We start from the raw sequence: 26,054 nt of genomic DNA on the forward strand, positions 1-26,054 counted from the left end.
TAACAATAGGTTGAGTATGCAAATTGCACAAATTTTAGATGAGTTAAAACAACAAGATAATTTTAGAATTCTACGCTCATTAAAACATGAGGGAAAATATGTTATTTATAATGAGCAAAAATTGCTGAATTTAGCAAGCAATGATTATTTAAATTTAAGCAATGAAAAAGCATTGAAGCAAGATTTTTTAACACATTTAAAAGAATTTGAATTTTCTAGTTCAAGCTCAAGAAGCTTGAGTGGAAATTATGCGATTTTTGATGAATTTGAAAGCTTTTTAGAAGCTAAGCTAGGCAGAAAAATCTTGCATTTTAACAACGGCTATGCCTTAAATGTTAGCTGTTTGCAAGCTTTAGCAAGCATTAAAAATACTTTGTTTTTAGCAGATAAACAAGTGCATGCAAGTATCATCGATGGTTTAAGGCTTGGTGGGGCTAAATTTATAAGATTTAAGCATAATGATATAAAGCATTTGCAAAGTTTAGTGCAAAAACATTATAAAGAATTTGAAAATATTATCATCATAAGTGAAGCGCTATTTAGTATGGATGGAGATTTTGCGCCTATAAAAGAATTCATAAATTTAAAAAAAGAGTTTAAAAATATCAAAATTTATATTGACGAAGCTCATAGCATAGGTTGTTTTGGAGATGATGGTTTGGGTTATGTGAAATTTTTGGGCTTAGAAAAGGAAGTGGATTTTTTAGTTTTTACCTTTGGTAAGGCCATAGCTTCCATGGGAGCTTGCATGATAAGTAATGAAAAAGATTTTTTTATCAATAAAGCAAGAGCTTTTATATACTCAACTGCTATTGCGCCTATCAATGTAGCTTGGACTTTGCATGTTTTTAAGCATTTGCATGAATTTAATGCTCAAAGAAAAGAGCTTTTAGAGTTAAGTACTTGGTTTAAAAATGCTTTAGCAAGTAAAGGTGTAGTTTTAGGTGAGGCTTATGTGATATCTTTTATTTTAGGGCAAAATGCATTAGCTAGTGAAATTTCACAAAAGCTTTTAGAAAATGGTATTTTCGCACCTGCTATTAAAGAGCCAACCGTAGCTAAAAATACAGCTAGAATTCGCTTTTCTTTGCATGCTGGGCTAGTGAAAAAAGACTTAGAAAAGGTTTTGGAGGTACTTTGAAAACTCATTTTTTACATGAAAATGCAAATTCATCTGAGTTGATTTTATTTTTTTCAGGGTTTTGCTCGCATTTTAGCCATTTTACGCATTTAAAAAGTGATGTAAATGTTTTAATGGTGTATGATTATACGAGTTTTGATTGGGAAATTGATTTTAATAAATTTGAAAAAATCACTCTTGTTGGCTTTTCTATGGGGGTTTGCGTGGCGAGTAAAATTTTAAAAGATATAAATTTTTATAAAAAAATAGCCATAAATGGCACAAATTTACCTATAAATGATGAATTTGGGATTAAAAAAGCCATTTTTAAACTTACGATAAAAAGATTTGCTTTAGAGGATTTTAAAGCAAATTTGCTTGAAAAAAGAATGAGTTTAAGTGATGAATTTTACTTTGAAAAAAACGAGTATTTAAAAGCAGAACTTTTAAGCTTATATGAGTTTTGCACTAAGGATTTAAATGAAAATTTCACTTGGGATAAAGCGATAATTAGCAAAGATGATAAAATCTTTCCACCAAAGCATGTTTTAAATTTTTTCAAAGAAAAGGCAATGTTTATCGATGAGCCACATTTTGCATTTTTTAAATACCACACTTGGGAAGAGCTTTGCAAACTTTCATAAGAGCAAAAGATACTTATAGCGCAAATACACCAGTGCAAAAAGACATGGTTAAAGAGCTTTGTAAAATGCTTAGTGAGAATGATTTGAGCGATTTTAAAGCGGTATTTGAGTTTGGCTGTGGAGTAGGGGTTTTTAGTAAGGCTTTGCAAGAGTGTATTAAATTTAAGCATTATTTTTTAAATGATATTTATCCTTTTGAAAATACTTGTAAGTTTGATGAATTTGGTGTTTTTGATATGAATGAACTTAAAAATCATCATTTTTATACGAAAAAATTTGATCTTATAGCTTCAAATGCTTGCATGCAGTGGCTAAAGATAGATGAGCTTTTAGAAAATCTTGCAAGCATGCTAAATAAAAATGGTATTTTGCTTTTTTCTACTTTTGGAGAAAAAAATTTCACTCAAATAAAACAAAGCACTAATTTATCACTTGAATATTTAACTTTAGAGCAAATTAGGCAAAAACTTTCTAAAAATTTTAAGATCATAAAAGCAAAAGAAGAGTTAAAAGAGTTAAAATTTGATGATACTTTGGAGCTTTTTAGGCATTTGAAATTAAGCGGAGTAAATGCTTTGAGTGATAAATTTTTTATAAGCAAGGCATTTTTAAAAAACTATGAAAAAGAATTTCAAAATACCTTGACTTATCATCCTTTATTTTTTCTAGTTAGAAAACTATAATCGCTAATGTTTTAAGTAAAATGGATAGGTAAAAAATATCAAATGGATTAAATTTAATCCATAGTGAAACAATACGCTCATCCATAAGCTTTTTGAGTATTTATAAGCTAAGCCATAAATCACACCTGCAACACTAGCAAATACAATCATCAAAACACCGCTTTTATAATGCACTAATCCAAAAGCTATGCTTGCGATTAATAAAGCAAGATTGGGGTGAATAAATTGTGTAAGTCTTTGTTGGAGATAACCTCTAAAAAAAGCTTCTTCTACTAAAGCAACTAACAAAAGATTTGAAAATAAAAAATATAAAATCCATGATGGTATGCTTATTTCTAGTTTGATAACACCCAAATACCAAGGCACGCACAGCAAAAGAATAGGAGATAAAAGCAATAAGCTCCATTTTATCGCTGAAGCTTTGGTGTAGTTTGTGTTTTTAAATAAAATAGGAAAAAGTATAAAAAGTATAAAAACCCCTAGTGGTTTGTCAATACTAAAGTAAAGATTAAAAGGTGCGCTATTTGTGCTTGCATAAACTTGATCTAAAACTTTGATGTTATTTACACCAGGGATAAAATGAAGAAATAAAGCTAAAGCATAGATAAATAAAGCTATTTCTAATATGAAAATTTTTTTATACTGATACAATATAGCCGTTATAAAAACTAATACATTAATCACTATAAAAGTTATATCTATAATTTTAAATACATATCCCAACAAGACTGAAAAGAGTAAAAAAATATACGAAATTTTGACTTTATCAAATGAAAGCAATATCAAAGAAGTAGCCAAAAAAAATGAGTGCTTAAAGCTAACATATAAAATCCTTGTTTATAATTGATCTAGATATAGTTTTACTACTTCTTCTCTTAGGTAAAGCTTTTTTAAATCATTTACATTTATATATTTAAGACAAAAGCGTAAATTTTGTTACTTTTTATAAAACTTACAATTTGTCTATATTGTTTTAAATTCCAGTTTGTGTTTTCACTTAGCTTGATGATATTTATAATTTTTACCTTTGTAGTGAAAAATTTATTATTATCTTTTATAATACCTTTATTGAGTGTAATTAAGACATTGAAAATTTTAAAGTAGAAGCAGATAAAATGCATTTTGTTTGCTTTTTTAAAATTGTTTTATTTTCTTTTTCATGAAAAAATTTTTTAATTCTTGTTGATCTCTTATAGCAATATTTTCTTTGATAATTTTAAATCCTGCTTTTAAAAAGAAATTTTTAGCGCTAAGACTAGCAAAAGTATAAATTTCACTATAAGGGTAGTTTTTAAGAGCAAATTCTAATAAAGCTTTACCATAACCTTGATGAGCATAGTTTGCATGAGTAAAGCAAAGATCGAGTGTTTTTTCTTCTGAATTTATACTTATAAAAGATACAATTTGGCCTTTTTCTTCATAAATAAAACCTAGTTGATTTTGGAATTTTTCTTCCCAAGCTTTTTGGTTTATATTAATCCAAGCACGAATTTGTTCTTTTGTATAATCGTTTTTACAAAGAGTGGATACGCTTTGCTTAAAAAGCTTGATACAAGGAGTTAAGTCTTTTATATCAAGCTTTCTTATCAAGCACTTTCCTTAAAGCCAAAGAAGCTAGAGCAAGTCCAAAAGAAGCTGTTACACCCATAAATGAGCCAAGATCTTTACAATGAGCTTCTTCATCTGAAAATACCACATCAAAATCCCCTTTAAAGCCTGATTTTCTAAGCTCATAACGGAATTTTTTAGCTAGGGCATCGCCATGTGTTTTAAATATGCTTGTCGTTTTAATACGCGTTGGATCAAGCTTTCTAGCTCCACCGGTTGATGAGATAAAAATTTGCTTTTTCAAATCAAGTAAATTAGCCAAAGCAACCTTAGCAGGTATATCATCAATCGCATCGATGATAAGATCAAATTCACTCAAATTAAAACTTTTCAAAAACTCATCGTCGATTTTACTAACTATACCTTTGGCATTGTAAATGCGTTCAAAAACCTTAGCTTTTTCCTCGCCTATATTTTCACTATGAAGTTGGCGGTTTTGATTAGTAGTTTCAAATTTATCCGCATCGATTAATGTTAGATTGTTAAAGCCGCTTCTAAAAAGTGCATCAACACAAATTCCACCAACTCCACCAAGTCCGCAAACTAAAACTTTAGTATTTTGAAATTTAATAAAATTTTCTTCATTAACAAGCCATTTTATACGCGTGTATCTATCCATTTTTCATCCATTTTTTGAGATTTTTCATTTGTTTATAAGCTGTTAGATCAAGCATTATAGGGGTTATTGTGGCATAGCCTTGTTTTAAAAGTGCTATGTCTGAGTCTTTTTCATTTTCATGATCAAGATTAGCAGCAGCTAGCCAGTAGTATTCTACACCTCTTGGATTTGTATTTGAGTGTGCTTCATAACTATAAATTCTTTTACCTGCTTTGCAAATTTTTAAGCCTTGAAAGGCTGTTTTGCTAGAAGGAAAGTTGATATTCAAAAATTCTTTTTTATCTAAAGGAAAGCCCTTTTCAAAGATATTTTTGACTATTTTTTTAGTAAGTTTTAAAGCAAGTTTATAATCAAGCTCTTTTTGATTATCTTTGTAAAATTGCGATAAAGCAATGGCGGGAATTCCATGAAGCACAGCCTCCATAGCACCTGCGCAAGTTCCTGAGTAGGTTATATCCTCGCCTACATTAGCACCTTTGTTAATTCCACTTATGACAAGATCAGGCAAACGCTTTTTATATAAAGCATGTAAAGCTAGATAAATACAATCTGCAGGCGTGCCATCATCAAGCTTGTAAAATCTTTTACCAACCTTATGAAATCTTAAAGGCTTAGTTAGCGTTATGGAGTGTGAGCATGCTGATTTTTCACTAGCAGGAGCTACTATGGTAATTTTAGCTTTAAAATGCTTTCTTAGCATTTTTATAAGCTTTTTTAAACCCTCACTTTCATAGCCATCATCGTTTGTTATTAAAATTTCTTTCATGTTTTTTCCTTTTTTAAATTCTAACACAAGTAATACAATATTTTTTTATTACTAAATTGTTTTTTCATTTTTTAAATATTAAAATTATAGTTTTGATTAATTTTTTAAAGGAAAGAATGATGTCAAAACTTTTACTTTTTAGTGCTTCTGGCTATAAAGATAGTGCTTATTTAAGTCATACTAGAGAATTTATAGATGATTTTTTAAAAGAAAATTCCATGAAAGATGAAGAAATTCTTTTTATACCTTATGCGGGTGTTAGAAGGACTTATGATGCTTATGAAGCTAGGGTAAAAGAAGGCTTGAAAAAAGATAATATCAAATCTTTACACCATTTTGAAAATTTAAAAGAAGCGATTTTAAATGCAAGGGTTTTTTTAGTAGGTGGTGGCAATAGTTTTATGCTTTTGCATAAATTATATGAAAACGATTTGCTTGAAGTGTTAAAAGAGTGTATTGAAAAAGGGGCTTGTTATATAGGTTGGAGTGCAGGCTCAAACATAGCAGGCCTTAGCATAAAAACAACTAATGATATGCCTATTGTTATGCCAAAAAGTTTTGATAGTTTAGGGGTTTTTCCTTGTCAAATCAACCCACATTTTATTGGCGGGAAAATTCCTGGACACAACGGAGAAAGTAGAGAAGAGCGTTTGGAAGAGTTTTTGTTAACTAATCCAAAAGACATTGTTTATGCTATACCGGAGGGTTCTGCATTAAAAGTGCAAGATGATAGCTTAAAAATCATAGGTTATCATGATGTGTTAAAGCTAAGTCATCCTTTTAATGTAGAATATTTAAAAGTCAATCAAATAACTAAAATCTAAAGGAGAAAAATGCAAACTTTTTATCTTTTAGCTGCGATTTTTGGTATTGTGGCTGTGGTTTATTTGCTTATTAAAAAAGTAGAAACAAAAACAGCTTTAATTAGTGTTGGTTTTATTTTATGTTTGATTTCACTTAAGCCCATTGAAGCTTTGAGTGCTTTTACACATGCTATGGTGTAACCTGCTTTGATTAAGGCAATTTGTGCGAGTATGGGCTTTGCTTTTGTGATGAAAGTGACTAAATGTGATAAACATTTGGTTAAAATACTTACAACACCTTTGAAAAATGTAGGATTTTTCTTAATCCCACTTGCTTTTATGGTGACTTTTTTTATCGCTATAGCTATACCTTCAGCGGCAGGATGTTCAGCTGCAGTTGGTGCGACTTTAATACCACTTTTAATGGCTTCGGGTATAAAACCTGCCATGGCAGCAGCAACAGTGCTTTGTGGAACTATAGGAGGAATTTTAAGTCCAGGTGTTTCTCATACGGCTTTGATTTCTGAAATTTCAGGGAAAAATATACAAGAAATTGTTTTAACTCAAACTCCAAATGCATTAACAGCAGGAGTGATAGTGATGATTTCTTTGATGATTATGGCAGTGATTTTTAAAGATTATCAAAAAGGGCAAGTTTTTGAAGTGGCTAATCAAAACAAGACTGAAGATAATATTGAAAAAGTAAATGTATTTTATGCGCTTATGCCTTTAGTGCCTTTGATTGTACTAATCATAGGCGCAAGTCCTTTAAATGATTATGAGTTTTTAACATGGACAAAACAAGTTGGAGTTGCTGAAGCCATGCTTTTAGGGGCGATTATAGCTTTGGTAGTAACTATGAGTAAGCCTGATAATATTTTTAAAGAGTTTTTCAATGGTATGGGAAAATCTTATGCAGAGATTATAGGGATTATCATAGCTGCTAGTGTTTTTGTTGCGGGTTTAAAAGCATGCGGTGTAATTGATATTATCATAGAATGGCTTAAAAATGAACAGCATTATGTGCGTTTTGGTGGAACTTTTATACCATTTTTAATGGCTATGATTACAGGTAGCGGTGATGCTGCTGCTATGGCATTTAACAAGGCTGTAACTATTCATGCTCAAGATCTTGGTTTTGATCAAGTTAAACTTGGTACTGCAGTGGCAATGTCAGCAGTGCTTGGAAGATACCTTTCGCCTATTTTAGGAGCTTGCATTATCGTTTCAGCTATAGCTGGGGTTAGTCCTTTAGAAATTGTTAAAAGAACTGCTTTAGGTTGTGTTGTTTCGGTGGTTGTAATTGCTTTTGTGTTATTATAATTTTAAGCCTTAAAAGGCTTAAATTTATTTTGCGGCTAGGATGATGATTTCTTGTATAACTTTGCTCGCTGCTTTTAAAGATTTAACAGGCAAATACTCATAAATAGAGTGAAAATTATGTGCTCCAGTAAAGATATTTGGACAAGGTAGGCCTTTTTCTGAAAGCACCGCTCCATCGTATCCTCCACGCATAGGAATGATTTTAGTTTTGATATTTAAATTTTCATAAGCTTGTAAAGCAAGTTTAATAGGCAAAGATTTGGTTGTTTTTAGACTATTAAAGACATTTTTATAACGATCGTTAAGCTTAATGTTAATTCTTTCTTCTCCATATAGCTTTTTAAAACTATCGTTTAAATCTTGTAAAAATTGCATTCTTTGTTTGTATTTTTCATCATCAAATTCTCTAATATCTATTTTTAAAATAGTTTTAGCGCTATTTCCCTTGAGTTCTTTAACCCAAAAATATCCTTCTTTATTTTCTGTGTATTCAGGTGCTTCGCCATTTGGAAGCATAGAGATAAATTTATGTGCTAAAAGTAAAGAATTAACTAATTTTCCTTTAGCACTCATAGGATGAGCAGATTTTCCTATAAATTCTACTTCACAATCTCCTGCATTCCAATTTTCATAAATAAACTCTCCTATCTCACAACAATCTAAACAATATCCAAAGTCAGCATTAATTTCTTTTATATCAAAAGCTTTTGCCCCTCTTAAACCTTGTTCTTCATCAGGTAAAAAGCAAGCATAAATATCACCATGCTTAATATCAGGATTTTTAACAAAAAATTCAAGCATATCCATAATAGCTGCAATGGCTGCTTTATCATCAGCTCCAAGCAAGCTTGTGCCATCAGTGTGGATAATATCATCTCCTATGTAGTTTTTAAGCTCTTTAAATTCACTTTCTTTCAAATAAAGATCTAAGTTTTTATTTAAGCATATATCTCCACCTTGATACTTAGTGATTTGTGCTTTGGTGTCATTAGTTTGTTCCATACTTGTATCTAAATGCGCAAAAAAGGCTATTTTAGGAGCATTTGGAGTGTTTGCTGGTAAAAGAGCTGTGGTGATGGTGTTTTCTCTTCTTTTGATGTCTTTTAAACCTAGTTCTTGTAATTCTTTTTCAAGTAATTTTGCAAGCTCCATTTGATTAGGACTTGATGGCATAATGCCTTTGGTGCCATTTTCTCTACTTGTAGTGGTATTAATCTTAGTGTAATTTATAAATCTTTGTACAATATCCATAATTTTTCCTTTTTAGATTAAAATTAATAAAATTATAACAATTCATTTTTAAAATATTTGATTAATCTAAGAAGATTTTATTAAATGATATTTTCTATCAAAATTTATTTAAAATTATGATAATATATTTAAATTTATATTTTTTAAGGAGAGAATATGCAAAAACTTAGATTTATGATGATATTGAGCGTATTTATAACTTTTTTTGTTGGATGTTCTTCTAAAGAAATCAATCCTTTAGGGCGTTCTTTTGGAGAATTTAGCGATGGAGATCCTTTGAAAATAGGTAAAAATCCAACTCCACCGGCTAAACAAAAAACACCAACTTTAGTGGAAGGTAAGAAAATCCCAGCTATACCGCTTGAGCCACCTCTTATGAAAGTCAATACTTTTAAAGGAGATAATGCTGTAAAAGGACCATTACCAAGGCTTACATCAAGCAATGGATTTACTTCAAATGCTTTGTATGAAAATATAGGATTTGTAAGCGATTTTGTAACTATTATGAACCCAAATGGAGCTGCATTAACGGTTTGGGCTTTAAATCCAGGCAATTGGATATGGGGGTATAATTTATTTGATAGTAAATCTTTTGGTGATGCAAGAGTGTGGCAACTCATTGAATTTCCAAATAATACTGTGATGATTAAAAATGCAAAAACTTTAACTTGCTTAAATGCTTATGGTAATGGTATAGTACATTATCCTTGCGATCAGACAAATTTTGCACAATTTTGGAGATTATATCCTATGAGCAATGGTGCTTATCAAATTCAAAATTTTGCAACACAACAATGTATACAAACGACAGTTGGAAATGTAATGGAGGAATTTTATTTTGACTATTATAGTATTTATTTGACACCTTGTTTGAAATCAAAAGAAAAAAATTTAGATAGACAATGGAGCATTAGTGCGCCTGCTTTTCAAACAAGATCGCCTTATGCTTATACGGGAGAGTGATGATGAAAAAGATAGTATTTTTGATTTTTAGTTTTAATTTATTATTTGCTGCTTTGGAAAATTATAATAGTGGTACTTGGAATTTACAAGGTGCATCAGCTTCTACTGAAAGTAAGTGGAATATTAGTATAAGACAGCTTGTAACCGGTGCTAATCCTATGGATATTTTGGCTGTTCAAGAAGCAGGAGTTTTACCAAGCACTGCTATAATGACGCCAAGACAAGTTCAACCCGTGGGAGTTGGCATTCCTATTCATGAGTATGAGTGGAATTTGGGCTCATCAAGTCGTCCAAATTCAGTTTATATATACTACTCAAGAGTTGATGTTGGGGCAAATCGCGTAAATATGGCTATTGTGAGTAGAACGCGAGCTGATGAGGTGATAGTTTTACCGCCTCCAACCGTTGCTTCAAGGCCTATTATAGGAATTCGTATAGGAAATGATGCGTTTTTTAGCATACACGCTTTATCAAGAGGTGGTAATGATGCAGGGGCTATTATAAGTGCTGTGGATATGCACTTTAGGAATATGCCACAGGTTAATTGGATGATTTTAGGGGATTTCAACAGACCTCCTGGGACTATTGTAAATTTAATTGATCCGGATTTAAGATCTCGCATTAATATAGTCGCACCTCCTTCTTTTACACAAACAGGTGGCAATACAATTGATTATGCGATTACGGGAAATTCAAGCACTACATCTTTATATAGTCCGCCTAGAATTCTTGCAATCTTAGCTGTAGCAGGACTTAGGACTTTTTTAGCTTCGGATCATTTTCCTGTAAATTTTAGAAGACCTTAGGAGAAGATGATGAGAAAAATTTGTATTTTATTTTGCTTTATTTTAAGTTTTTTAAAAGCTGAAGTTTTATTTGATGATTTAGAAGATTTTACACCTATGTTCGCGATAAGATCTTTAGAAACAGGAATTTCACTTAGTCCTTTTAGATATAGCTCTGAAAAACTAGAAGAGCAAAATTGGTTTTTAAAAGAGATAATTCTTAGCGATGCGTTAAAACAAAAAGATAGATATGCCGTGCAACGCCCTTTTGGCTATGTGCAGTTTATAAACCCTAGAGGTGCTGATGTGTGTTTAGCTGTCTTAAGTGAAAAATCTTTTGGAGTGAAATCTTGCAAGCAAGATTTACAAGATGGGCAAATGCAAACGGTTTTTTCTATCATGCCTACTACAAGTTCAGCTGTACAAATTAGATCTTTAACTCATGGCGGGGTAAAATGCATGAGTACCTTTTATGAAGCGCGCGTACCTATAGAAAATCGTTTTGGCTTAGATGATTGCACTGTAAATCCTTCTGTGCCGATAGAGTTAAAAGAGTTATTTTTCTTTGCTCCTGCTATTGTTGAAGCAACTCCGATTTATTAAATTTAACCCGCTTTTGCGGGTTTAAACTCTAAGTTAAAATTTGTTAGAATGTCTTTTTAGTTTTTGTTAGGGAAAAAAATGATTTTTGAAAAACAAGAATATCAAGAAAAGTGCATAAACAACATCATAGAGCTTTTAAAAGATTTTGATTTTAAAAAACAAGATAATTTAAAAGAATGTTTGCAAGAATTTTATAAAACCACAATCTTGCCGGTACAAAATATCACCGATAAGTTAAATTTAGATGTTTTAATGGAAACAGGTACAGGAAAAACCTTTACTTATCTAAATTTGATTTTTGAGCTTAACAAAATTTACAAACAAAATAAATTCATTATTTTTGTTCCAAGAAAAGCAATTTTAGAAAGCGTAAAGCAAAACATAGATCTTACTAGAGAATATTTTTATGTGCAGTATAAAAAACACATAAAAGCTTATTTTTATACAGATGCAAAAAGCCAAAATTCTATCATCAGTCATTATATAAAAAATCAAGATGAGCTTTCAGTGTTGATTTTAACAAATAGTGCTATAGATAAAAAAGATAATATATTAAACAAAAACAATGAAAATTTATTTAATTCAAAAAGTATTTTTGAAAATATCATAGATCTAAAGCCTATTAGTATTATAGATGAACCACATTTGCTTAAAGGTAAAGCCTTTAATGAGTATTTTTCTAGATTAAATTCTATTTATTTTCGTTTTGGAGCTACTTTTCCAAAAGAAAAAGATTATGAGCTTAGCAATTTAGTATATTGTCTTGATTCTATATCGGCATTTAAAGAATATCTTGTAAAGCAAGTTAGAGTAAGTTCTTTAGGAACTCAAAATAAAAATATTTTTTTAAAAGAATATAAAAGAGATTTAGTTACTTTTACTTATTTTTCAAATGGCATAGAACAAGAAATAAAAATCAAAAAAGGCGATAGCTGTCAAATTTTAAATAATGCTATTTTAAAAAGTGTAAAAGAAAATAAAGCGTATTTTGATAATGATATTATCATAGAAAAAAAAGAAAGTTATGTTTTAAGTGAAGAAGAAATCACAGGGCTTTTGCAAAATGCTATTAATTTACACTTTGAAAAAGAAGAAAAATTATTTAAACAAAATATTAAAGCATTAAGCTTATTTTTTATACCAAATATTTTAGATTTTAGAGGCGATAATCCTTTTATAAAAAATAAATTTGAAGAGCTTTATAAAGAAAAAAGAAAACAAATACTTGAAACTAAAATAGACAAATCTTATAGAGAATATTTGGAAAAAGATTTTGATGAAGATGGAAATTTAAAAGTCCATCAAGGTTATTTTAGTGGCGATAAAGGGAGTGCTGATGAAAAAGAAGCTTACGGGGTTAAACTTATTTTAGAAGATAAAGAAAAATTACTTTCATTTGACACTTCTTTGCGTTTTATTTTTAGTGTTTGGGCTTTGCAAGAAGGCTGGGATAATCCAAATATTTTTACCCTTACCAAACTTTCAAATTCTTCTTCGCAAATTAGCATACACCAACAAGTTGGTCGTGGACTTAGACTTTGTGTAAATGATAAAGGCAAAAGAATTACCCATAGTTATTTAGATTTTAATGATAGCAAATTTTATGATATTAATTATCTTGATATTTTAGTTAGTGCAAGAGAATTTAACTATATAGAAAATTTGCAAAAGGAAATTACAAATTCTAGTTTTGCTTTTGATAATAAAATATTAGAAAAAAGTTTTTTAGAAAATCTTTTGAATATAGATTTAGCTAATGATTTGGTCTATATTTTAAAAAAATTAAAATTAATCACTTACAATGAAGAACAAAGTAATTATGAAATAATATCTCCTATATATGAAAACATAAAAGATAATGATGAGATTAAAGAACTTCTAGGTGATAAATTTGAAGTTTTATTAAAAATTCTTAATGAAAACTCCCAAAATAAATACAAGCAAATCATAAATGCAAACAAAGAAAATAAAAAAATAAAAATAAATTCAAATCTAGCTAAAGATTTTAAAGAGCTTTGGGATATTATAAATAAAAAAGCAAATATAGTTTATAAAAATATAAAAGAAAATGAACTTATAGAAACAATAGCAAAAGAATTTAACGCTTTAAAAATAGAAAAAGAAATTTTGTATTATGAAAAGAAAGTTTTTAACGCACAAGAAAATACCATAATCACACAAGAAATTGATATTTTAAAAGAGATTGATTATAAAGCTAGTTTGTATAAAGATATTCATAATTTATTTTTAAATTTTTGTAAAAACGAAAAATTTCCTTTGCAATTTTTGCTAAAGATTTATGAAAAATTAAATAAAACTCAATTTGAAAATTCCCCTAAAAAAGCTTTTGATAGTTTAAAAAACATAATTAAAAATAATCTTCATCATAGTTTATTGCAATGTCTAAGTTATGAATTTTCTTTAAATATTTTTTCAAATTCTTATGAGAATTTAGTAGAAAACGGCAAAATTATAGACAATATAGATATGCAAAAATTAGGACGCTACATAGATGATGAAAAACCAGCTAAAAACTATCTTTACGAAAGTGTGGTTTATGACTCTGATATAGAAAAACAAATTATCAAAGAAAATAACGAAAATATAAGAAAAAAAACCATAAAAGTTTTTGCGAAATTACCAAAATTAAGCATTCCAACTCCATATAAAAATTATGAACCTGATTTTGCTTATTTTTTAGAAGATGATAAAGGTAAAAAAATATTTTTTATATGTGAAAGTAAAGGTTATGATGATGAAAATGATATTTCATCAAATGAAAAGAAAAAGATAGACTATGCAAAAGTATTTTTTAAAAATCTAAATGATAGTTTAAAAAATGAAAATATAGATATTGTTTTTAATACAAGATTAAATAAACAAAAATTCATAGAGTGTATAAAGGAAGTTTTAAATGGTAGATATTAATAATATAAAAAAAGAAAATTTAATCAATACAAAAGAAAATAAAAATGATTTTTTAGAGCATTTAAAACATAATTACCCGCAAACCATAAGTGATAATGTGCCAAATTTAAATGCAATTATGCAACTTTTAGGTTTAAATACTAAAGTCCAAGGTTATGAGCTAACTTTTGCTGGTAAAGCTTTAGCAAATGCTTTATGTAATACTCAAAATACCAATGAATTAAAATTTGAAAAAGAACAGAGTTTAAATTTTGAAAATACCAAAAATATCATCATAAAAGGGGATAATCTTGATGCTTTAAAGCTTTTAAAGCAAAGTTATTATGAAAAAATCAAAATGATTTATATAGACCCACCTTACAATACAAAAAATGATGATTTTATCTATAATGATGATTTTAGAAAAGACTATAAAGAACTTTTAAAACAAACAGGACTTTTAGAAATCGATGAAAATGGAGTTGAGATAGAAAGTGAAACTTTAAGGTTTTTTAATAGTATAAAATCAAGCAAAACTCATAGTGGATGGCTTTCCTTTATGCTTCCACGACTTAAACTTGCTAGAGATTTACTTCGTGAAGATGGAGTGATATTTATAAGTATAGATGATAATGAACAAGCAAATTTAAAAATACTTTGTGATGAGATTTTTGGAGAAGAGAATTTTGTTTCTTGTTTTATTTGGCAAAAAAAGTCAGGTGGAGGGCAAGCAAAATATTTTTATGAAGGACATGAGTATATACTTATATACACAAAAGATAAAATAAATTTAAATGGACTTTTTAAATATAAGGAAAAAGCAGATATTAATAACGATTTAATAAGAAAAGTTCATGGTAAATATAATGGACATCCGAGAATTGTTGAAATTTTAAAAAAATATAAGAAAAAAGTCATAGATCATAGAAATTTAATGTTTGAAGAATTGGATATTTTTTTAAAAGAAAAAATGATTAGTGAAAAAAAATATAATGATATAAAGTCAAAAATTGATAGTGGTGAATATTTTCTACAACAATATAAAGATACAAATTTTCATCTTATTTGTTCTTATCAAGATGATAATTTATCTAAAATGTATTCTATATTTAGTGGATATTGGACTTCAGATGGAAATGAAGAAATAGAAAATATATTTAATGGAAAATTGATTTTTGAAAATCCAAAACCAACTAAATTAATCAAAGAAATATTTTTTGCAAATGCAAAAAAAGATGATATTATTCTAGACTTTTTTGCAGGAAGTGGCACAACAGCACAAGCAGTTATGGAACTAAATGCACAAGATAATGGAAATCGTAAATTTATCCTAGTCCAACTTGATGAAAAGATAGATGAGAAAAAAAGCAAAGTTGCTTATGATTTTTGTAAAAACGAACTAAGTAGTCAAAACCCAGTCATTAGCGATATAACCATAGAAAGAGTTAAAAGAGCAGGCGAAAAAATAGCAAAAGAAAATGCAGATAAAAATTTAGACTTAGGATTTAAAGTGTTTTCTATGGTGGAAAAACCAGAGCTTGTATGCGATGGTAATGATAGTTTAAATTTGATAAATCATGCAAAATTAAGTCCGTATGAAAAGGCGTTAAATTTGACTTTGCAAGATTGTAAAACCTTAGATAATGATCTAAAAATGATTTTAAAAGATAAAATTTATCAATGCGAACAAAGTTTTTATGTGATAAATTTTGATGATGAAGTTTTAAATTTTTTGAAAAATACTCAAAATGAAAATGTATATATTAATGGCTTTGGAGGTATAGATTTAGAAATTTATTTAAATTTAGAAAGCTTTTTAAAAGAACGCTTGAAAGTGGTGTATTGATATGGAACAAGAAATTATTAAATTTATCAAACAAAAAGATTATGAAAAAATCATTTTTTTGGGCGAGGGTTCGTTTGGTAAGGTTTTATTGATTAGAGATGTTTTTATCGATGAGCTTTTTGTTGTAAAAAAATATGATCCAGATGATATGTTAGATGAAAATGATAAGAAGAGATTTTATAAAAATTTTTTAGATGAGATAAAGATTTTATATAAGTTAAATCATAAAAATATAGTCAGAATTTTTAATTATTATCCTTATGAAAATACTCATACGGCTTATATTATTATGGAGTATATACAAGGGAAAAATATCAAAGAGTATTTTGATGATGAAAATAACTTGGAAAATTTAAATTCTATTTTTATGCAACTAATTGAAGTCTTTGCTTATATAGAAGAAAAAGGCATTATACATAGGGATATAAGAGAAAAAAATATTCTTATAGGCGATGATGGAGTGGTTAAAGTTATTGATTTTGGCTTGGGGAAGATTTTTGATGTAGAAAAAAACGAGGATACTTTAAATTCAATTATAAATAGAAACGATGTTGATACTTTACCAGAAGAGTATTTTCAAAAGGAATATACGATTCAAACTGATATTTATTATTTGGGCGATTTGGTTTATAGGCTTATCAATAACTTGGCAGAAAATAAACATAATTTTAAATATTTTGATATTTTAAATAAAATGATAAAAAAAGAAAAAAAAATTCGTTATCAAAGTTTTGCAGACATAAAGAGAGAGTTAAACAAAGAAAATTTTGTTAATTTAAAAATTAGCCAAGAAGATAAAGCGATTTATAATATTTTTTCAAATTATATTATTGGCTATGTTGATTCTTTTATAGGAGAGCCTGTATTAAATACTGATATAAATGGAATTCTAGGAGAAATTGATAAGGTTATTCAAAGAAATTCTTTTAATGAGTATATTGAAAATAATTCTAAACTTATAAACATAATCATTAAAAATAATTTTTATACACAGCAAAATCCTAGTTGTATTAAGTGCGAGGAATTGGACAAATTTTATAAGTGGTTTAAAGCATTAAATGGCAAAATGCAAAAACTTGTTTTAGATAATCTTGAAGAGAAAATATCTCAAATTCCTTTTACATCAAAAGACGATGATTTTGTCTTGCCTTTTTAATTATATAAACTAAGCAGGTATAAAATTGTAATCAAATTTTATAAACTTATCAAATAATGAAATTAAGACAATGTGAAACTAAAATAAAACTATTAGAGAATTAAAAAATCGGTTATGATATTTCCTTAAGATGTAAGAAAGAGTAAAAAATGAAAACCTTTTTAGTTTGTGCCTTAGAGCCATCAGCAAATTTACATTTAAAAGAAGTTTTAAAAGCTTATAAAAATGAATATAAAGAATTTGATTTAGTGGGAATTTATGATGAGAATTTATGTGAAGAATTTAGTCTAAATTCCAAGCCACTTTATAGCTCACATGAGTTTAGTGCTATGGGTTTTATAGAGGTTTTGCCGCTCATTTTAAAAGCTAAAAGAGCCATAAAAGAGCTAGTGAGTTTAAGTTTTGCTCAAAAAATTGATGCGATTTTATGTATAGATTCTCCTGCCTTTAACTTACCTTTTGCAAAGGCTTTAAAAAAAGCAAATTCCAAAGTAAAAAGAATTTATTATATTTTACCTCAAGTTTGGGCATGGAAAAAAGGACGCATTCCTATCATAGAAAGTCATTTTGATGCGTTAGCTTCTATTTTACCTTTTGATAGTGAGTTTTTTAGTAAAAGCACTTATGTGGGACATCCGCTTTTAGATGAGATAAAAGAATTTAAAAATAAAGAAGATATAAATTCTATATTTTCAAAAAAAGATGATGAAAAAGTAATCGCTTTCTTACCGGGCTCAAGAAAAAGTGAAATAAAGCGTTTGATGCCTATTTTTAGAGAGTTAAGCACTAAATTTAAAGGTAAAAAAATCCTTTGCGTACCCGAGTTTAATTTAAAAAGATTAGAAATTTACGGAGAAATGAGTAATTTTGAAATTCAAACTAACACCCCAAAGGTGCTAAAAAATGCTGATTTTGCTTTTATTTGTAGTGGCACAGCTACACTTGAAGCAGCTTTGGTCGGCACGCCTTTTGTGCTTGCTTATAAAGCTAAAGCTATTGATGTATTTATCGCAAGATGTTTTGTAAAACTCAAACATATAGGCCTTGCAAATATCTTTTTAGATTTTGCAGGAAAAAGCGAGCTTAATCCTGAATTTTTACAAGAGCAAGTGAATGTGGAAAATTTATATCAAGCTTATCTTAAATACGATTATAAGGCATTTTTTGATAAAGTAGATTTTTTAAAAGAATATTTGCAATTTGCAAGTGCAAAAAATTTGGCTAAAATACTTTATGAAATCAAATAAGGATAAATCATGCAAAAAGAACCTATGAGTAAATACGGCTATGAGAAATTAGAAAAAGAATTAGAGCATTTAAAAAAAGTTGAACGCCCAAAAGTAGTAGAAGAAATAGACATAGCAAGAAGCCATGGAGATTTAAAAGAAAATGCAGAATATCACGCAGCTAGAGAAAAACAAGCTTTTATAGAAGGAAAGATTGCTGAACTTGGAGATTTGATCTCAAGAGCACAAATCATCGATCCATCTTCTTATGAGCATGATAGTGTGAAATTTGGCTCAACTGTTGTTGTAGAGGATTTAGAAAGTGAAAAACAAAGCACTTATACTTTGGTAGGGGTAAATGAAGGAAATTTAGAAAAAGGCTATATTTCCATTAGTTCACCTATTGCTAAAGCAATGCTTGGTAAAAAAGAAGGGGATGATTTTAAAGTGCGTTTGCCAAAAGGCGAGAGTGAATTTGAAATCATTTCTATAGAATACAAAGCTTTGGAATTTTAATTTTTGCAAAAAATAATTATAAAAGAAAATGCTATTTTTATTGCCGATGCGCATGAAAATAAAAATAGGCGTGGTTTTTGGGAGTTTTTGCAAGCCTTAAAAAATAAAAAAATTCAAACTCCACAGCTTTTTTTAATGGGTGATATATTTGATCTTTTAATTTATGAAGTAAAGGCCACGCATGATTTTGCAAAAGCTTATATAGACTTACTTGAAGAACTTGCGTATGAAATTGAAATCATTTATTTAGAAGGCAATCATGATTTTAATTTAGCTAAATTTTTTAAAAAAGTGAAAGTTTTTAGTATAAAACAACAACCCTTGCTTTGCGAATTTCAAGATAAAACCTTAGTAAAATTAGCCCATGGGGATATTTTTTTAAAACCTTTTTTGCAGTTTTGCTTAAAGAGTTTGAGAAATCATTATTTGCTACTTTTTTTAAATTTTTTAAATGTTATTAGTAAAGAAAGAATTACTCAAAAAATTCTAAAAAATCAAAACAAAAAACAACTTATTAGAAAAATTCCCCATTTTTCTGCTTTAGTAAAAGAGCGTTTAAAGCACTATAATATAGGCTTTGTAATAGAAGGTCATTATCATCAAGATGTATTTTTAAAAAATGAAGATATAAAATATCTAAATTTAGCTACTTTTGCATACAAGGAAAGTTTTTTTATAGTAAAATATGAGCCAGAAATCAGATTTCACAAAATAGAACTTAAGGAGGCATAATGTTTGATGAGAATGTCGTTAAAACAGGTTCAAATGAAATGGAACTTGTTGATTTTCGCATCTTTAAGCAAGGCCACGATAAAGTCTATGAGGGAATTTATGGTGTAAATGTTTCTAAGGTTAGAGAAATCATTAAAATTCCTTTTTTGACTGAAATTCCAGGAGTACCTGAATATGTAGAAGGTATTTTTGATCTTCGTGGCGTGGTGATTCCTGTAATCAACCTAGCAAAATGGATGCAAATTCAAGAACCAGAAATGACAAATATAAAACCTAGAGTTATCATTACTGAATTTAGTAATGTTTTAATCGGTTTTATTGTCCATGAGGCGAAAAGAATTCGTAGAATTAATTGGAAAAATATTGAACCAGCTACTTTTGCAACAAGTGCGGGTAGTTTAGATAAAGGTAAAATTACTGGTGTAACTAAGATCGAAGGAGATGAGGTTTTACTTATCCTAGATTTAGAAAGTATAGTGCAAGAACTTGGAATTTATACCCCGCAAACTGATATTGACGATGATAAAATTCAAAAAATCGAAGGTATGGCTTTAGCACTTGATGATAGTTCAACTGCAAGAAAACTTGTTAAAGATTTACTAAATAAAATTGGTCTTAAAGTAATTGAAGCTAAAGATGGTGTTGAAGGTTTACATAAACTAGAAGAGCTTTATAGTACTTATGGCAGTGATTTAAATAAACATTTAAAAATTATTGTAAGTGATGTTGAAATGCCACAAATGGATGGATTCCATTTTGCAGCAAAAGTTAGAGATGATGAGAGATTTAAAAATATTCCTATCGTATTTAACTCTTCTTTATCAAATGAATTTATGAGTGATAAAGGTGTTAAAGAAGCAGGTGGAGATGGGTATTTAGTTAAATTTAATGCAAGTGATTTCTTTGCTGAAATTTCTCGTATCATAGCAAAACATGAAAAAGGTGAGGAGTAAAAATGGAAGATATTCAAGAAATACTTGAGGATTTTTTAGTTGAAGCCTTTGAATTAGTCGAGCAAATTGATCATGATTTGGTTGAATTAGAAGCAAATCCTGAAGATTTAGAATTATTAAATAGAATTTTCCGCGTTGCGCATACTGTTAAAGGATCATCAAGCTTTTTAAATTTTGATGTTTTAACAAAACTTACTCATCATATGGAAGATGTTTTAAATAAAGCAAGACATAATGAGCTTAAAATTACTCCTGAAGTAATGGATGTAGTTTTAGAATCTATTGATATGATGAAGACTTTATTAAATTCTATTAGAGATAATGGAAATGATACAGCAATCGGACTTGATATAGCTCCAATTTGTGCAAGATTAACCGCAATTTCAGAAGGAGAAAGTTTAGAATCAATTACTCCGGCTAAGGCTGAAGAGCCAAAAGAAGAAGTTAAAGAAGAGCCAAAAGCTGAAGAACCTGAAGTTGATGTAAATAAACTTAGTGATGATGAAGTTGAAGCTGAAATTGAAAGACTTTTAAAAGTAAGAAAAGCTGAAGATCAAGCAAGACGCGCTGAAAAGAAAAAAACTCAAGAATCAACTCCAACCCCAAGTAAGCCAGCTCCACAGGCACAAAATGCAGCAGCTGAGAAAAAGGTCCCTGCAGCAGGTGGTGGAAGCAGCGGTGCAAATATGGATCAAACAATTAGGGTTGAAGTTAAAAGACTTGATCATTTAATGAACTTAATTGGCGAGCTTGTATTAGGTAAAAACCGCTTGTTAAAAATTTATGATGATGTTGAAGAAAGATATGATGGAGAAAAATTCTTAGAAGAATTAAATCAAGTTGTTTCTCAACTTAGTATTGTCACTACAGATATTCAACTTGCGGTTATGAAAACAAGAATGCAACCTATTGCGAAAGTATTTAATAAATTCCCAAGAGTTGTGCGTGATTTAGGCCGTGAACTTGGTAAACAAATGGAGCTTGAAATTTCAGGGGAAGAAACTGAACTTGATAAGTCTATTGTAGAAGAAATTGGCGATCCTATTATGCATATGATTAGAAATTCTTGTGATCATGGTATAGAAGATCCAGCAACGCGTATAGCTAATGGTAAACCAGAAAAAGGAACGGTTAATCTTAAAGCATATAACGAAGGAAATCATATCGTTGTTGAAATTGCCGATGATGGTAAAGGTTTAGATGCTGATGTGTTAAAATCAAAAGCAATAGAGAAAAACTTAATCACAGAGCGTGAAGCTGATCAAATGAGTGATAAAGAAGCATTTGCATTGATTTTCAAACCAGGTTTTTCAACCGCTGCAAAAATCACCAATGTTTCAGGGCGTGGTGTTGGAATGGATGTTGTTAAAACTAATATTGAAAAATTAAATGGTGTGATTGAAATCGATAGTGAGCTTGGAAAAGGCACTGTGATGAAGCTTAAAATTCCACTTACTTTGGCGATTATTCAATCTTTACTTGTGGGAACTCAAGAAGAATTTTATGCTATTCCACTTGCAAGTGTTCTTGAAACAGTTAGAGTGCCAATTGATGATATTTATACCATTGAAGGTAAAAATGTACTTCGCTTAAGAGATGAGGTTTTATCTTTAGTAAGACTTTCAGATGTATTTGGCGTAAAACAAGTGCTTGAAAATACTGATCAAACTTATGTAGTTGTTATAGGTGTGGCAGAAAGTAAGCTTGGTATTATAGTAGATACTTTAGTAGGTCAAGAAGAAATTGTTATCAAGTCTATGGGTGAGTATTTGCAAAATATCCAAGGTATAGCAGGAGCAACTATCCGTGGTGATGGTAGAGTAACTTTGATTATTGATGTTGCTGCTATGATGGATATAGCTAAAGAAATTAAAGTTGATATTAAAGCACAAATTGAATCGCAATCTAAAAAAACAACTAAAGAAAAACCAAGTGATTATACAGTGCTTATAGTGGATGATTCTAAAATGGATAGAAATATCATGCAAAAATCATTAGAGCCACTAGGTGTAAGTATTATAGAAGCAACTAATGGTGTTGAAGCATTAAATACAATTAAATCAGGCGAGCATGATATTGATGCTGTGTTGATTGATATTGAAATGCCAAGAATGGATGGTTATACCTTAGCAGGTGAAATTAGAAAATATTCTAAATATAAAAACCTCCCACTTGTTGCAGTAACTTCAAGAACTAGTAAATCAGACCGCTTAAGAGGTGTGGAAGTAGGAATGACTGAGTATATTACTAAGCCTTACTCTCCAGAGTACTTAGAAAATGTAGTTAGAAAAAATTTAAAACTAGGATAAGAAGATGAATGATAAATTAAACCAGGTTTTGCAAAAACAACAAGCGCAAATTGCAGAACCTGATGTAGATAAAGAAGAGGATATTATTCAGCTTGTTGGTTTCGTGGTAGGAGATGAGGAATACGCTATTCCAATTCTTAATATCCAAGAAATTATTAAACCTATAGAATATACTAGGGTTCCAAGTGTACCTGATTATGTTTTAGGTGTATTTAATATGAGGGGTAATGTTATGCCTTTGATTGATCTTGCTAAAAGATTTAATCAAGGTAGTTCTAAAATGACTCCTCAAACAAGATATATTGTTTTAAAAGGTATAGCAAATGGCAATCAAACTCCTGCAGGTAATGCAGGTTTTGTGATAGATAGATTAACAGAAGCTATTAAAATTCACAGAAGTAGGATTGATCCACCACCTGAAACTTTACTAAAAGAAAAAGGTATGATTTTTGGTATAGGCAAAAGAGAAGAAAATATCTTGACTATATTGAAAGCTGAAGCTTTATTAAAGCGTGAGTTTTAATGATAAAGCTTTGTGCCTTTGACTTTGATTCTACGCTAATGGATGGGGAAACTATCGATATTTTAGCGCAAGAATATAATGTTGGTGATGCTGTAAAAGCAATCACCAACAAAGCAATGAATGGTGAGCTTGATTTTTTTGAAAGCTTAAGTGCTAGAGTAGCTTTGCTTGAAGGTATGCCTATAGAGCAGGTAAAGAAATGCTGTGAAAATTTACCTTTGATGAATGGCGCTAAAGAATTATGTGAATATTTAAAAAGTAAGAATATAAAAATAATCGTTTTTAGTGGTGGATTTCATGAAGGAATTGATTTAATACAAAATAAACTTCATTTTGATTTTGGTTTTGCTAACTTTTTACATAGTAAAAATGGTTTTTTAACAGGAAAAGTTGGCGGAGAAATTATGTTTAATAACTCAAAAGGTATTATACTACAAAGACTTAAGAAATTTTTAAATTTAAAAACAGAAGAAATTATGTGTGTAGGCGATGGAGCTAATGATATTTCTATGTTTAAAGAATGTGGATTAAAAATAGCTTTTTGTGCCAAAGAAATTTTAAAATCTCATGCAGATATTTGTATAGATAAGAAAGATTTAAAAGAAATAATAAAGGTAATACAATGAAAAAATTTTCACTATGGTGTGATTTTATAGAAAATGAATTTTTAGATCATGAATTTTTAGATTTAATTTACTCAAAAACAATCAATGGTGCTACCTCAAATCCTGCTATTTTTAAAAATGCGATTTTAAACTCAGCTATTTATAAAGAAAAAATCAAAAAATCAAATCTTAAAGATAAAAAAGCTTTATATGAGTATCTTGCGATAGAAGATATAGCTAAGGCTGCGGATAAATTAGCTATTAATTATTATGAAAATAATGATGGTTTTATTAGTATTGAAATTGATCCAAGATTAAAAGATAATACTGGCCTATCTTTGGCCGAAGCAAAAAGATTATACATGCAAATTGCAAAAGAAAATGTGATGATGAAAATTCCTGCTACAGAAGCTTCTTATGAAGTAATGCAAGAATTAATGAAAAATGGTATTAATGTTAACGCTACTTTGATTTTTGATTTTGAGCAAACTAAAAAATGCTTTGAAGCTTTAAATTTAGGTTTAAAAGAATTTAGAAAAAATAATACCACAGCTAAAAAAGAGCCTCGAGCAGTTATTAGTATTTTTGTAAGCCGTTTTGATAGATTATTAAATAATCAAGTTTTAGATAAAAATTATATAGGAATTCTTACTGCAACAAAGGCTTATAATTATATCATTAAACAAAATGAAACAAATATTAGAGCTTTATTTGCAAGTACAGGTGTTAAGGGTGATGATTTAGAAAAAGATTATTATATTAAAGAATTACTCTATGATAAAGCTATTAATACTGCACCACTAGATGCTATTAAGGCTTTTAAAGGTAAGCAAATTATATTTAAAGAGCCTTTGAAAGATGAATGTATAGAGAAAAAATTAAATGCAAATATTTCAAAAGATGCTTTAAGTAAAGCTTGTAAAGATTTGCTTGATGATGGTTTGGAGCAATTTTGCATAGCTTATGAAGATATTTTAAAATCTTTATAAACTTATTTGGCTATAATTAGCGTTTATTTTTTTAGAAAGGAAACAGATGTTAGAAGGTATCGTTAGAGAGAGTATCGGTAGAAAAGCTGCTAAAGCTTTAAAAAGAGATGGTTATCTAATCGCAAACATCTACGGAAAAGGATTAGAAAACATCAATGCTGCTTTTAAAGTAAATGAATTTATTAAAGAAGTACGCAAAAAAACTACTTTAGCTTTTGATGTAAAAGTAGCAGATAAAGTATTAAATGTTGTGGTAGTTGATTATCAAAAAGATCCTGTAACTGCAGAATTAAAACACGTAGATTTAAAAGTAGCACAAAAAGGTGTTATTTCTAAATATATGGTTCCTGTAAAGATTGTAGGAACAGCTATGGGTCTTAAAAATAAAGGTGTTTTAATCCAATCAAAAAGAAGATTGAAAGTAAAATGTGCAGCTGAAAACTTACCAAATTATTTTGAATTAGATGTAACTAAACTTGATGTTGGTGATGCACTTTTAATCCGCGATGTAGTTGTGCCCGAGGGTGTAACTATGGTTGATGCTGATAGAGTAGCTGTAGTTGGCGTAGAAAAAGCAAGATAAAATGACCTTAGTCGTAGGACTTGGTAATATAGGAGAACAATACGCCCAAACCCGTCACAATGTAGGGTTTATGCTAATTGACTTAATTTTGAAAGATTTGCAAACAACAAAGCTTTCAAATGCCAAATTTAAAGGAGAGCTTTTTAAAGGCTCTTCTACTTTTTTTTTAAAACCTTCCACTTATATGAATTTATCAGGAGAAAGTGTAAAAGCTGTTAGTGAATATTATAAATGTGATAGAATCATTGTAATCCATGATGATATAGATTTAAATTTGGGTGCATTGAAATTTAAAATGGGTGGATCAAGCGGTGGACATAATGGGCTTAAAAGTATAGATAATCTTTGTGGCAATGCTTATGAGAGGGTACGCATAGGAGTAGGAAAAGGACAAGATGTAATTTCTCATGTTTTGGGAAAATTTAAACAAGAAGAACAAAAAAGCTTAACTAAGGTTTTAGAACATAGCAAAAAAGCCTTACTTGAGCTTTTAAATTCTGATATAGAAAAAATCGCTTCAAAATATTCTTTAAAAAGTTAA

The 26,054-nt window shown here is 29.2% G+C and carries 25 protein-coding genes and 2 pseudogenes; 21 read left to right on the forward strand and 6 right to left on the reverse strand.

What is annotated here, in order from left to right; translation table 11 throughout:
* Positions 1-16: 16 nt before the first annotated feature.
* From L8U04_RS01170 to bioC, 3 genes are read left to right on the forward strand one after another with little or no spacing between them, the layout of a single operon-like run.
* On the forward strand, positions 17-1,141 hold the full coding sequence (locus L8U04_RS01170; RefSeq protein WP_263709221.1) for an aminotransferase class I/II-fold pyridoxal phosphate-dependent enzyme: 1,125 nt from the start codon (positions 17-19) through the stop codon (positions 1,139-1,141).
* The gene (locus L8U04_RS01175; protein ID WP_263709222.1) at positions 1,138-1,764 is read left to right on the forward strand and encodes a pimeloyl-ACP methyl esterase BioG family protein; all 627 of its coding nucleotides are present in this window, start codon (positions 1,138-1,140) and stop codon (positions 1,762-1,764) included. The genes L8U04_RS01170 and L8U04_RS01175 overlap by 4 nt, the downstream gene beginning before the upstream one ends.
* Entirely contained in the window at positions 1,749-2,447 is a 699-nt protein-coding gene (bioC, locus tag L8U04_RS01180; protein ID WP_263709223.1) for a malonyl-ACP O-methyltransferase BioC, read from the forward strand. Before L8U04_RS01175 ends, bioC begins: the two co-directional genes overlap by 16 nt.
* 3 nt (positions 2,448-2,450) lie before the next feature.
* On the opposite strand, the gene L8U04_RS01185 is transcribed toward bioC, so the two are convergent.
* The 5 genes and pseudogenes from L8U04_RS01185 to surE all read right to left on the reverse strand — a co-directional run bounded on the left by L8U04_RS01185 (position 2,451) and on the right by surE (position 5,440).
* On the reverse strand, positions 2,451-3,278 hold the full coding sequence (locus L8U04_RS01185) for a CPBP family intramembrane glutamic endopeptidase (protein WP_263709247.1): 828 nt from the start codon (positions 3,276-3,278) through the stop codon (positions 2,451-2,453).
* A gap of 6 nt (positions 3,279-3,284) precedes the next feature.
* Positions 3,285-3,592: pseudogene (locus L8U04_RS01190) on the reverse strand (hypothetical protein); the annotation flags it as partial.
* A complete protein-coding gene (locus L8U04_RS01195; protein ID WP_263709224.1) occupies positions 3,582-4,037 on the reverse strand; it encodes a GNAT family N-acetyltransferase in 456 nt (151 codons plus the stop codon). The pseudogene L8U04_RS01190 and the gene L8U04_RS01195, both read right to left, overlap by 11 nt.
* The gene (locus L8U04_RS01200; protein ID WP_263709225.1) at positions 4,021-4,674 is read right to left on the reverse strand and encodes a ThiF family adenylyltransferase; all 654 of its coding nucleotides are present in this window, start codon (positions 4,672-4,674) and stop codon (positions 4,021-4,023) included. The genes L8U04_RS01195 and L8U04_RS01200 overlap by 17 nt, the downstream gene beginning before the upstream one ends.
* Positions 4,667-5,440: a 5'/3'-nucleotidase SurE gene (gene surE, locus L8U04_RS01205; protein ID WP_263709226.1), complete on the reverse strand. Its 774-nt coding sequence runs from the start codon at positions 5,438-5,440 to the stop codon at positions 4,667-4,669. Before surE ends, L8U04_RS01200 begins: the two co-directional genes overlap by 8 nt.
* A 119-nt stretch (positions 5,441-5,559) precedes the next feature.
* On the opposite strand from surE, the gene pepE reads away from it, so the two are divergent.
* Complete coding sequence (gene pepE, locus L8U04_RS01210; RefSeq protein WP_263659505.1) at positions 5,560-6,264, forward strand: dipeptidase PepE; 705 nt, start codon at positions 5,560-5,562, stop codon at positions 6,262-6,264.
* A 9-nt stretch (positions 6,265-6,273) separates the two neighbouring features.
* Positions 6,274-7,566: pseudogene (dcuC, locus tag L8U04_RS01215) on the forward strand (C4-dicarboxylate transporter DcuC).
* A 24-nt stretch (positions 7,567-7,590) separates the two neighbouring features.
* Here the strand turns inward: dcuC and pepT are convergent.
* Positions 7,591-8,817, reverse strand: coding sequence for a peptidase T (pepT, locus tag L8U04_RS01220; RefSeq protein WP_263709227.1), 1,227 nt, complete (start codon positions 8,815-8,817; stop codon positions 7,591-7,593).
* 156 nt (positions 8,818-8,973) lie between these two features.
* Between pepT and L8U04_RS01225 the strand changes: the two genes are divergently transcribed.
* The 16 genes from L8U04_RS01225 (at position 8,974) to pth (ending at position 26,054) form a co-directional block, all read left to right on the forward strand.
* Complete coding sequence (locus L8U04_RS01225) at positions 8,974-9,780, forward strand: cytolethal distending toxin subunit A/C (protein WP_133319529.1); 807 nt, start codon at positions 8,974-8,976, stop codon at positions 9,778-9,780.
* Between the two features lie 2 nt (positions 9,781-9,782).
* On the forward strand, positions 9,783-10,586 hold the full coding sequence (locus tag L8U04_RS01230; RefSeq protein ID WP_133319572.1) for a cytolethal distending toxin subunit B family protein: 804 nt from the start codon (positions 9,783-9,785) through the stop codon (positions 10,584-10,586).
* 9 nt (positions 10,587-10,595) lie between these two features.
* Positions 10,596-11,168, forward strand: coding sequence for a cytolethal distending toxin subunit A (locus L8U04_RS01235; protein WP_133319530.1), 573 nt, complete (start codon positions 10,596-10,598; stop codon positions 11,166-11,168).
* 78 nt (positions 11,169-11,246) lie between these two features.
* On the forward strand, positions 11,247-14,096 hold the full coding sequence (locus L8U04_RS01240) for a DEAD/DEAH box helicase family protein (RefSeq protein WP_220566576.1): 2,850 nt from the start codon (positions 11,247-11,249) through the stop codon (positions 14,094-14,096).
* A complete protein-coding gene (locus tag L8U04_RS01245; RefSeq protein ID WP_263709228.1) occupies positions 14,083-15,921 on the forward strand; it encodes a site-specific DNA-methyltransferase in 1,839 nt (612 codons plus the stop codon). Before L8U04_RS01240 ends, L8U04_RS01245 begins: the two co-directional genes overlap by 14 nt.
* Position 15,922: 1 nt before the next feature.
* Positions 15,923-17,077, forward strand: coding sequence for a serine/threonine-protein kinase (locus L8U04_RS01250; RefSeq protein WP_263709229.1), 1,155 nt, complete (start codon positions 15,923-15,925; stop codon positions 17,075-17,077).
* 149 nt (positions 17,078-17,226) lie between these two features.
* Positions 17,227-18,324 (forward strand): lipid-A-disaccharide synthase, encoded by a 1,098-nt coding sequence (gene lpxB / locus L8U04_RS01255; protein ID WP_263709230.1) that lies wholly within the window; start codon positions 17,227-17,229, stop codon positions 18,322-18,324.
* Positions 18,325-18,333: 9 nt separating this feature from the next.
* The gene (greA, locus tag L8U04_RS01260) at positions 18,334-18,819 is read left to right on the forward strand and encodes a transcription elongation factor GreA (RefSeq protein ID WP_039619215.1); all 486 of its coding nucleotides are present in this window, start codon (positions 18,334-18,336) and stop codon (positions 18,817-18,819) included.
* A 3-nt stretch (positions 18,820-18,822) separates the two neighbouring features.
* Complete coding sequence (locus L8U04_RS01265) at positions 18,823-19,551, forward strand: UDP-2,3-diacylglucosamine diphosphatase (RefSeq protein WP_220566581.1); 729 nt, start codon at positions 18,823-18,825, stop codon at positions 19,549-19,551.
* Positions 19,551-20,504, forward strand: coding sequence for a chemotaxis protein (locus tag L8U04_RS01270; RefSeq protein WP_133319535.1), 954 nt, complete (start codon positions 19,551-19,553; stop codon positions 20,502-20,504). Before L8U04_RS01265 ends, L8U04_RS01270 begins: the two co-directional genes overlap by 1 nt.
* A gap of 2 nt (positions 20,505-20,506) precedes the next feature.
* A complete protein-coding gene (locus L8U04_RS01275; RefSeq protein ID WP_220566582.1) occupies positions 20,507-22,813 on the forward strand; it encodes a chemotaxis protein CheW in 2,307 nt (768 codons plus the stop codon).
* Between the two features lie 4 nt (positions 22,814-22,817).
* Entirely contained in the window at positions 22,818-23,336 is a 519-nt protein-coding gene (locus tag L8U04_RS01280) for a chemotaxis protein CheW (protein ID WP_133319537.1), read from the forward strand.
* Entirely contained in the window at positions 23,336-23,962 is a 627-nt protein-coding gene (gene serB, locus L8U04_RS01285; protein WP_133319538.1) for a phosphoserine phosphatase SerB, read from the forward strand. The genes L8U04_RS01280 and serB overlap by 1 nt, the downstream gene beginning before the upstream one ends.
* A complete protein-coding gene (locus L8U04_RS01290) occupies positions 23,959-24,930 on the forward strand; it encodes a transaldolase (RefSeq protein WP_263664585.1) in 972 nt (323 codons plus the stop codon). The genes serB and L8U04_RS01290 overlap by 4 nt, the downstream gene beginning before the upstream one ends.
* 46 nt (positions 24,931-24,976) lie before the next feature.
* The gene (locus tag L8U04_RS01295; protein WP_133319540.1) at positions 24,977-25,513 is read left to right on the forward strand and encodes a 50S ribosomal protein L25/general stress protein Ctc; all 537 of its coding nucleotides are present in this window, start codon (positions 24,977-24,979) and stop codon (positions 25,511-25,513) included.
* Position 25,514: 1 nt separating this feature from the next.
* Positions 25,515-26,054 (forward strand): aminoacyl-tRNA hydrolase, encoded by a 540-nt coding sequence (gene pth / locus L8U04_RS01300; RefSeq protein ID WP_263664586.1) that lies wholly within the window; start codon positions 25,515-25,517, stop codon positions 26,052-26,054.

It is taken from the genome of Campylobacter sp. IFREMER_LSEM_CL908 (assembly GCF_025771545.1).
GTDB classification, from domain to species: Bacteria; Campylobacterota; Campylobacteria; order Campylobacterales; family Campylobacteraceae; genus Campylobacter_D; species Campylobacter_D lari_D.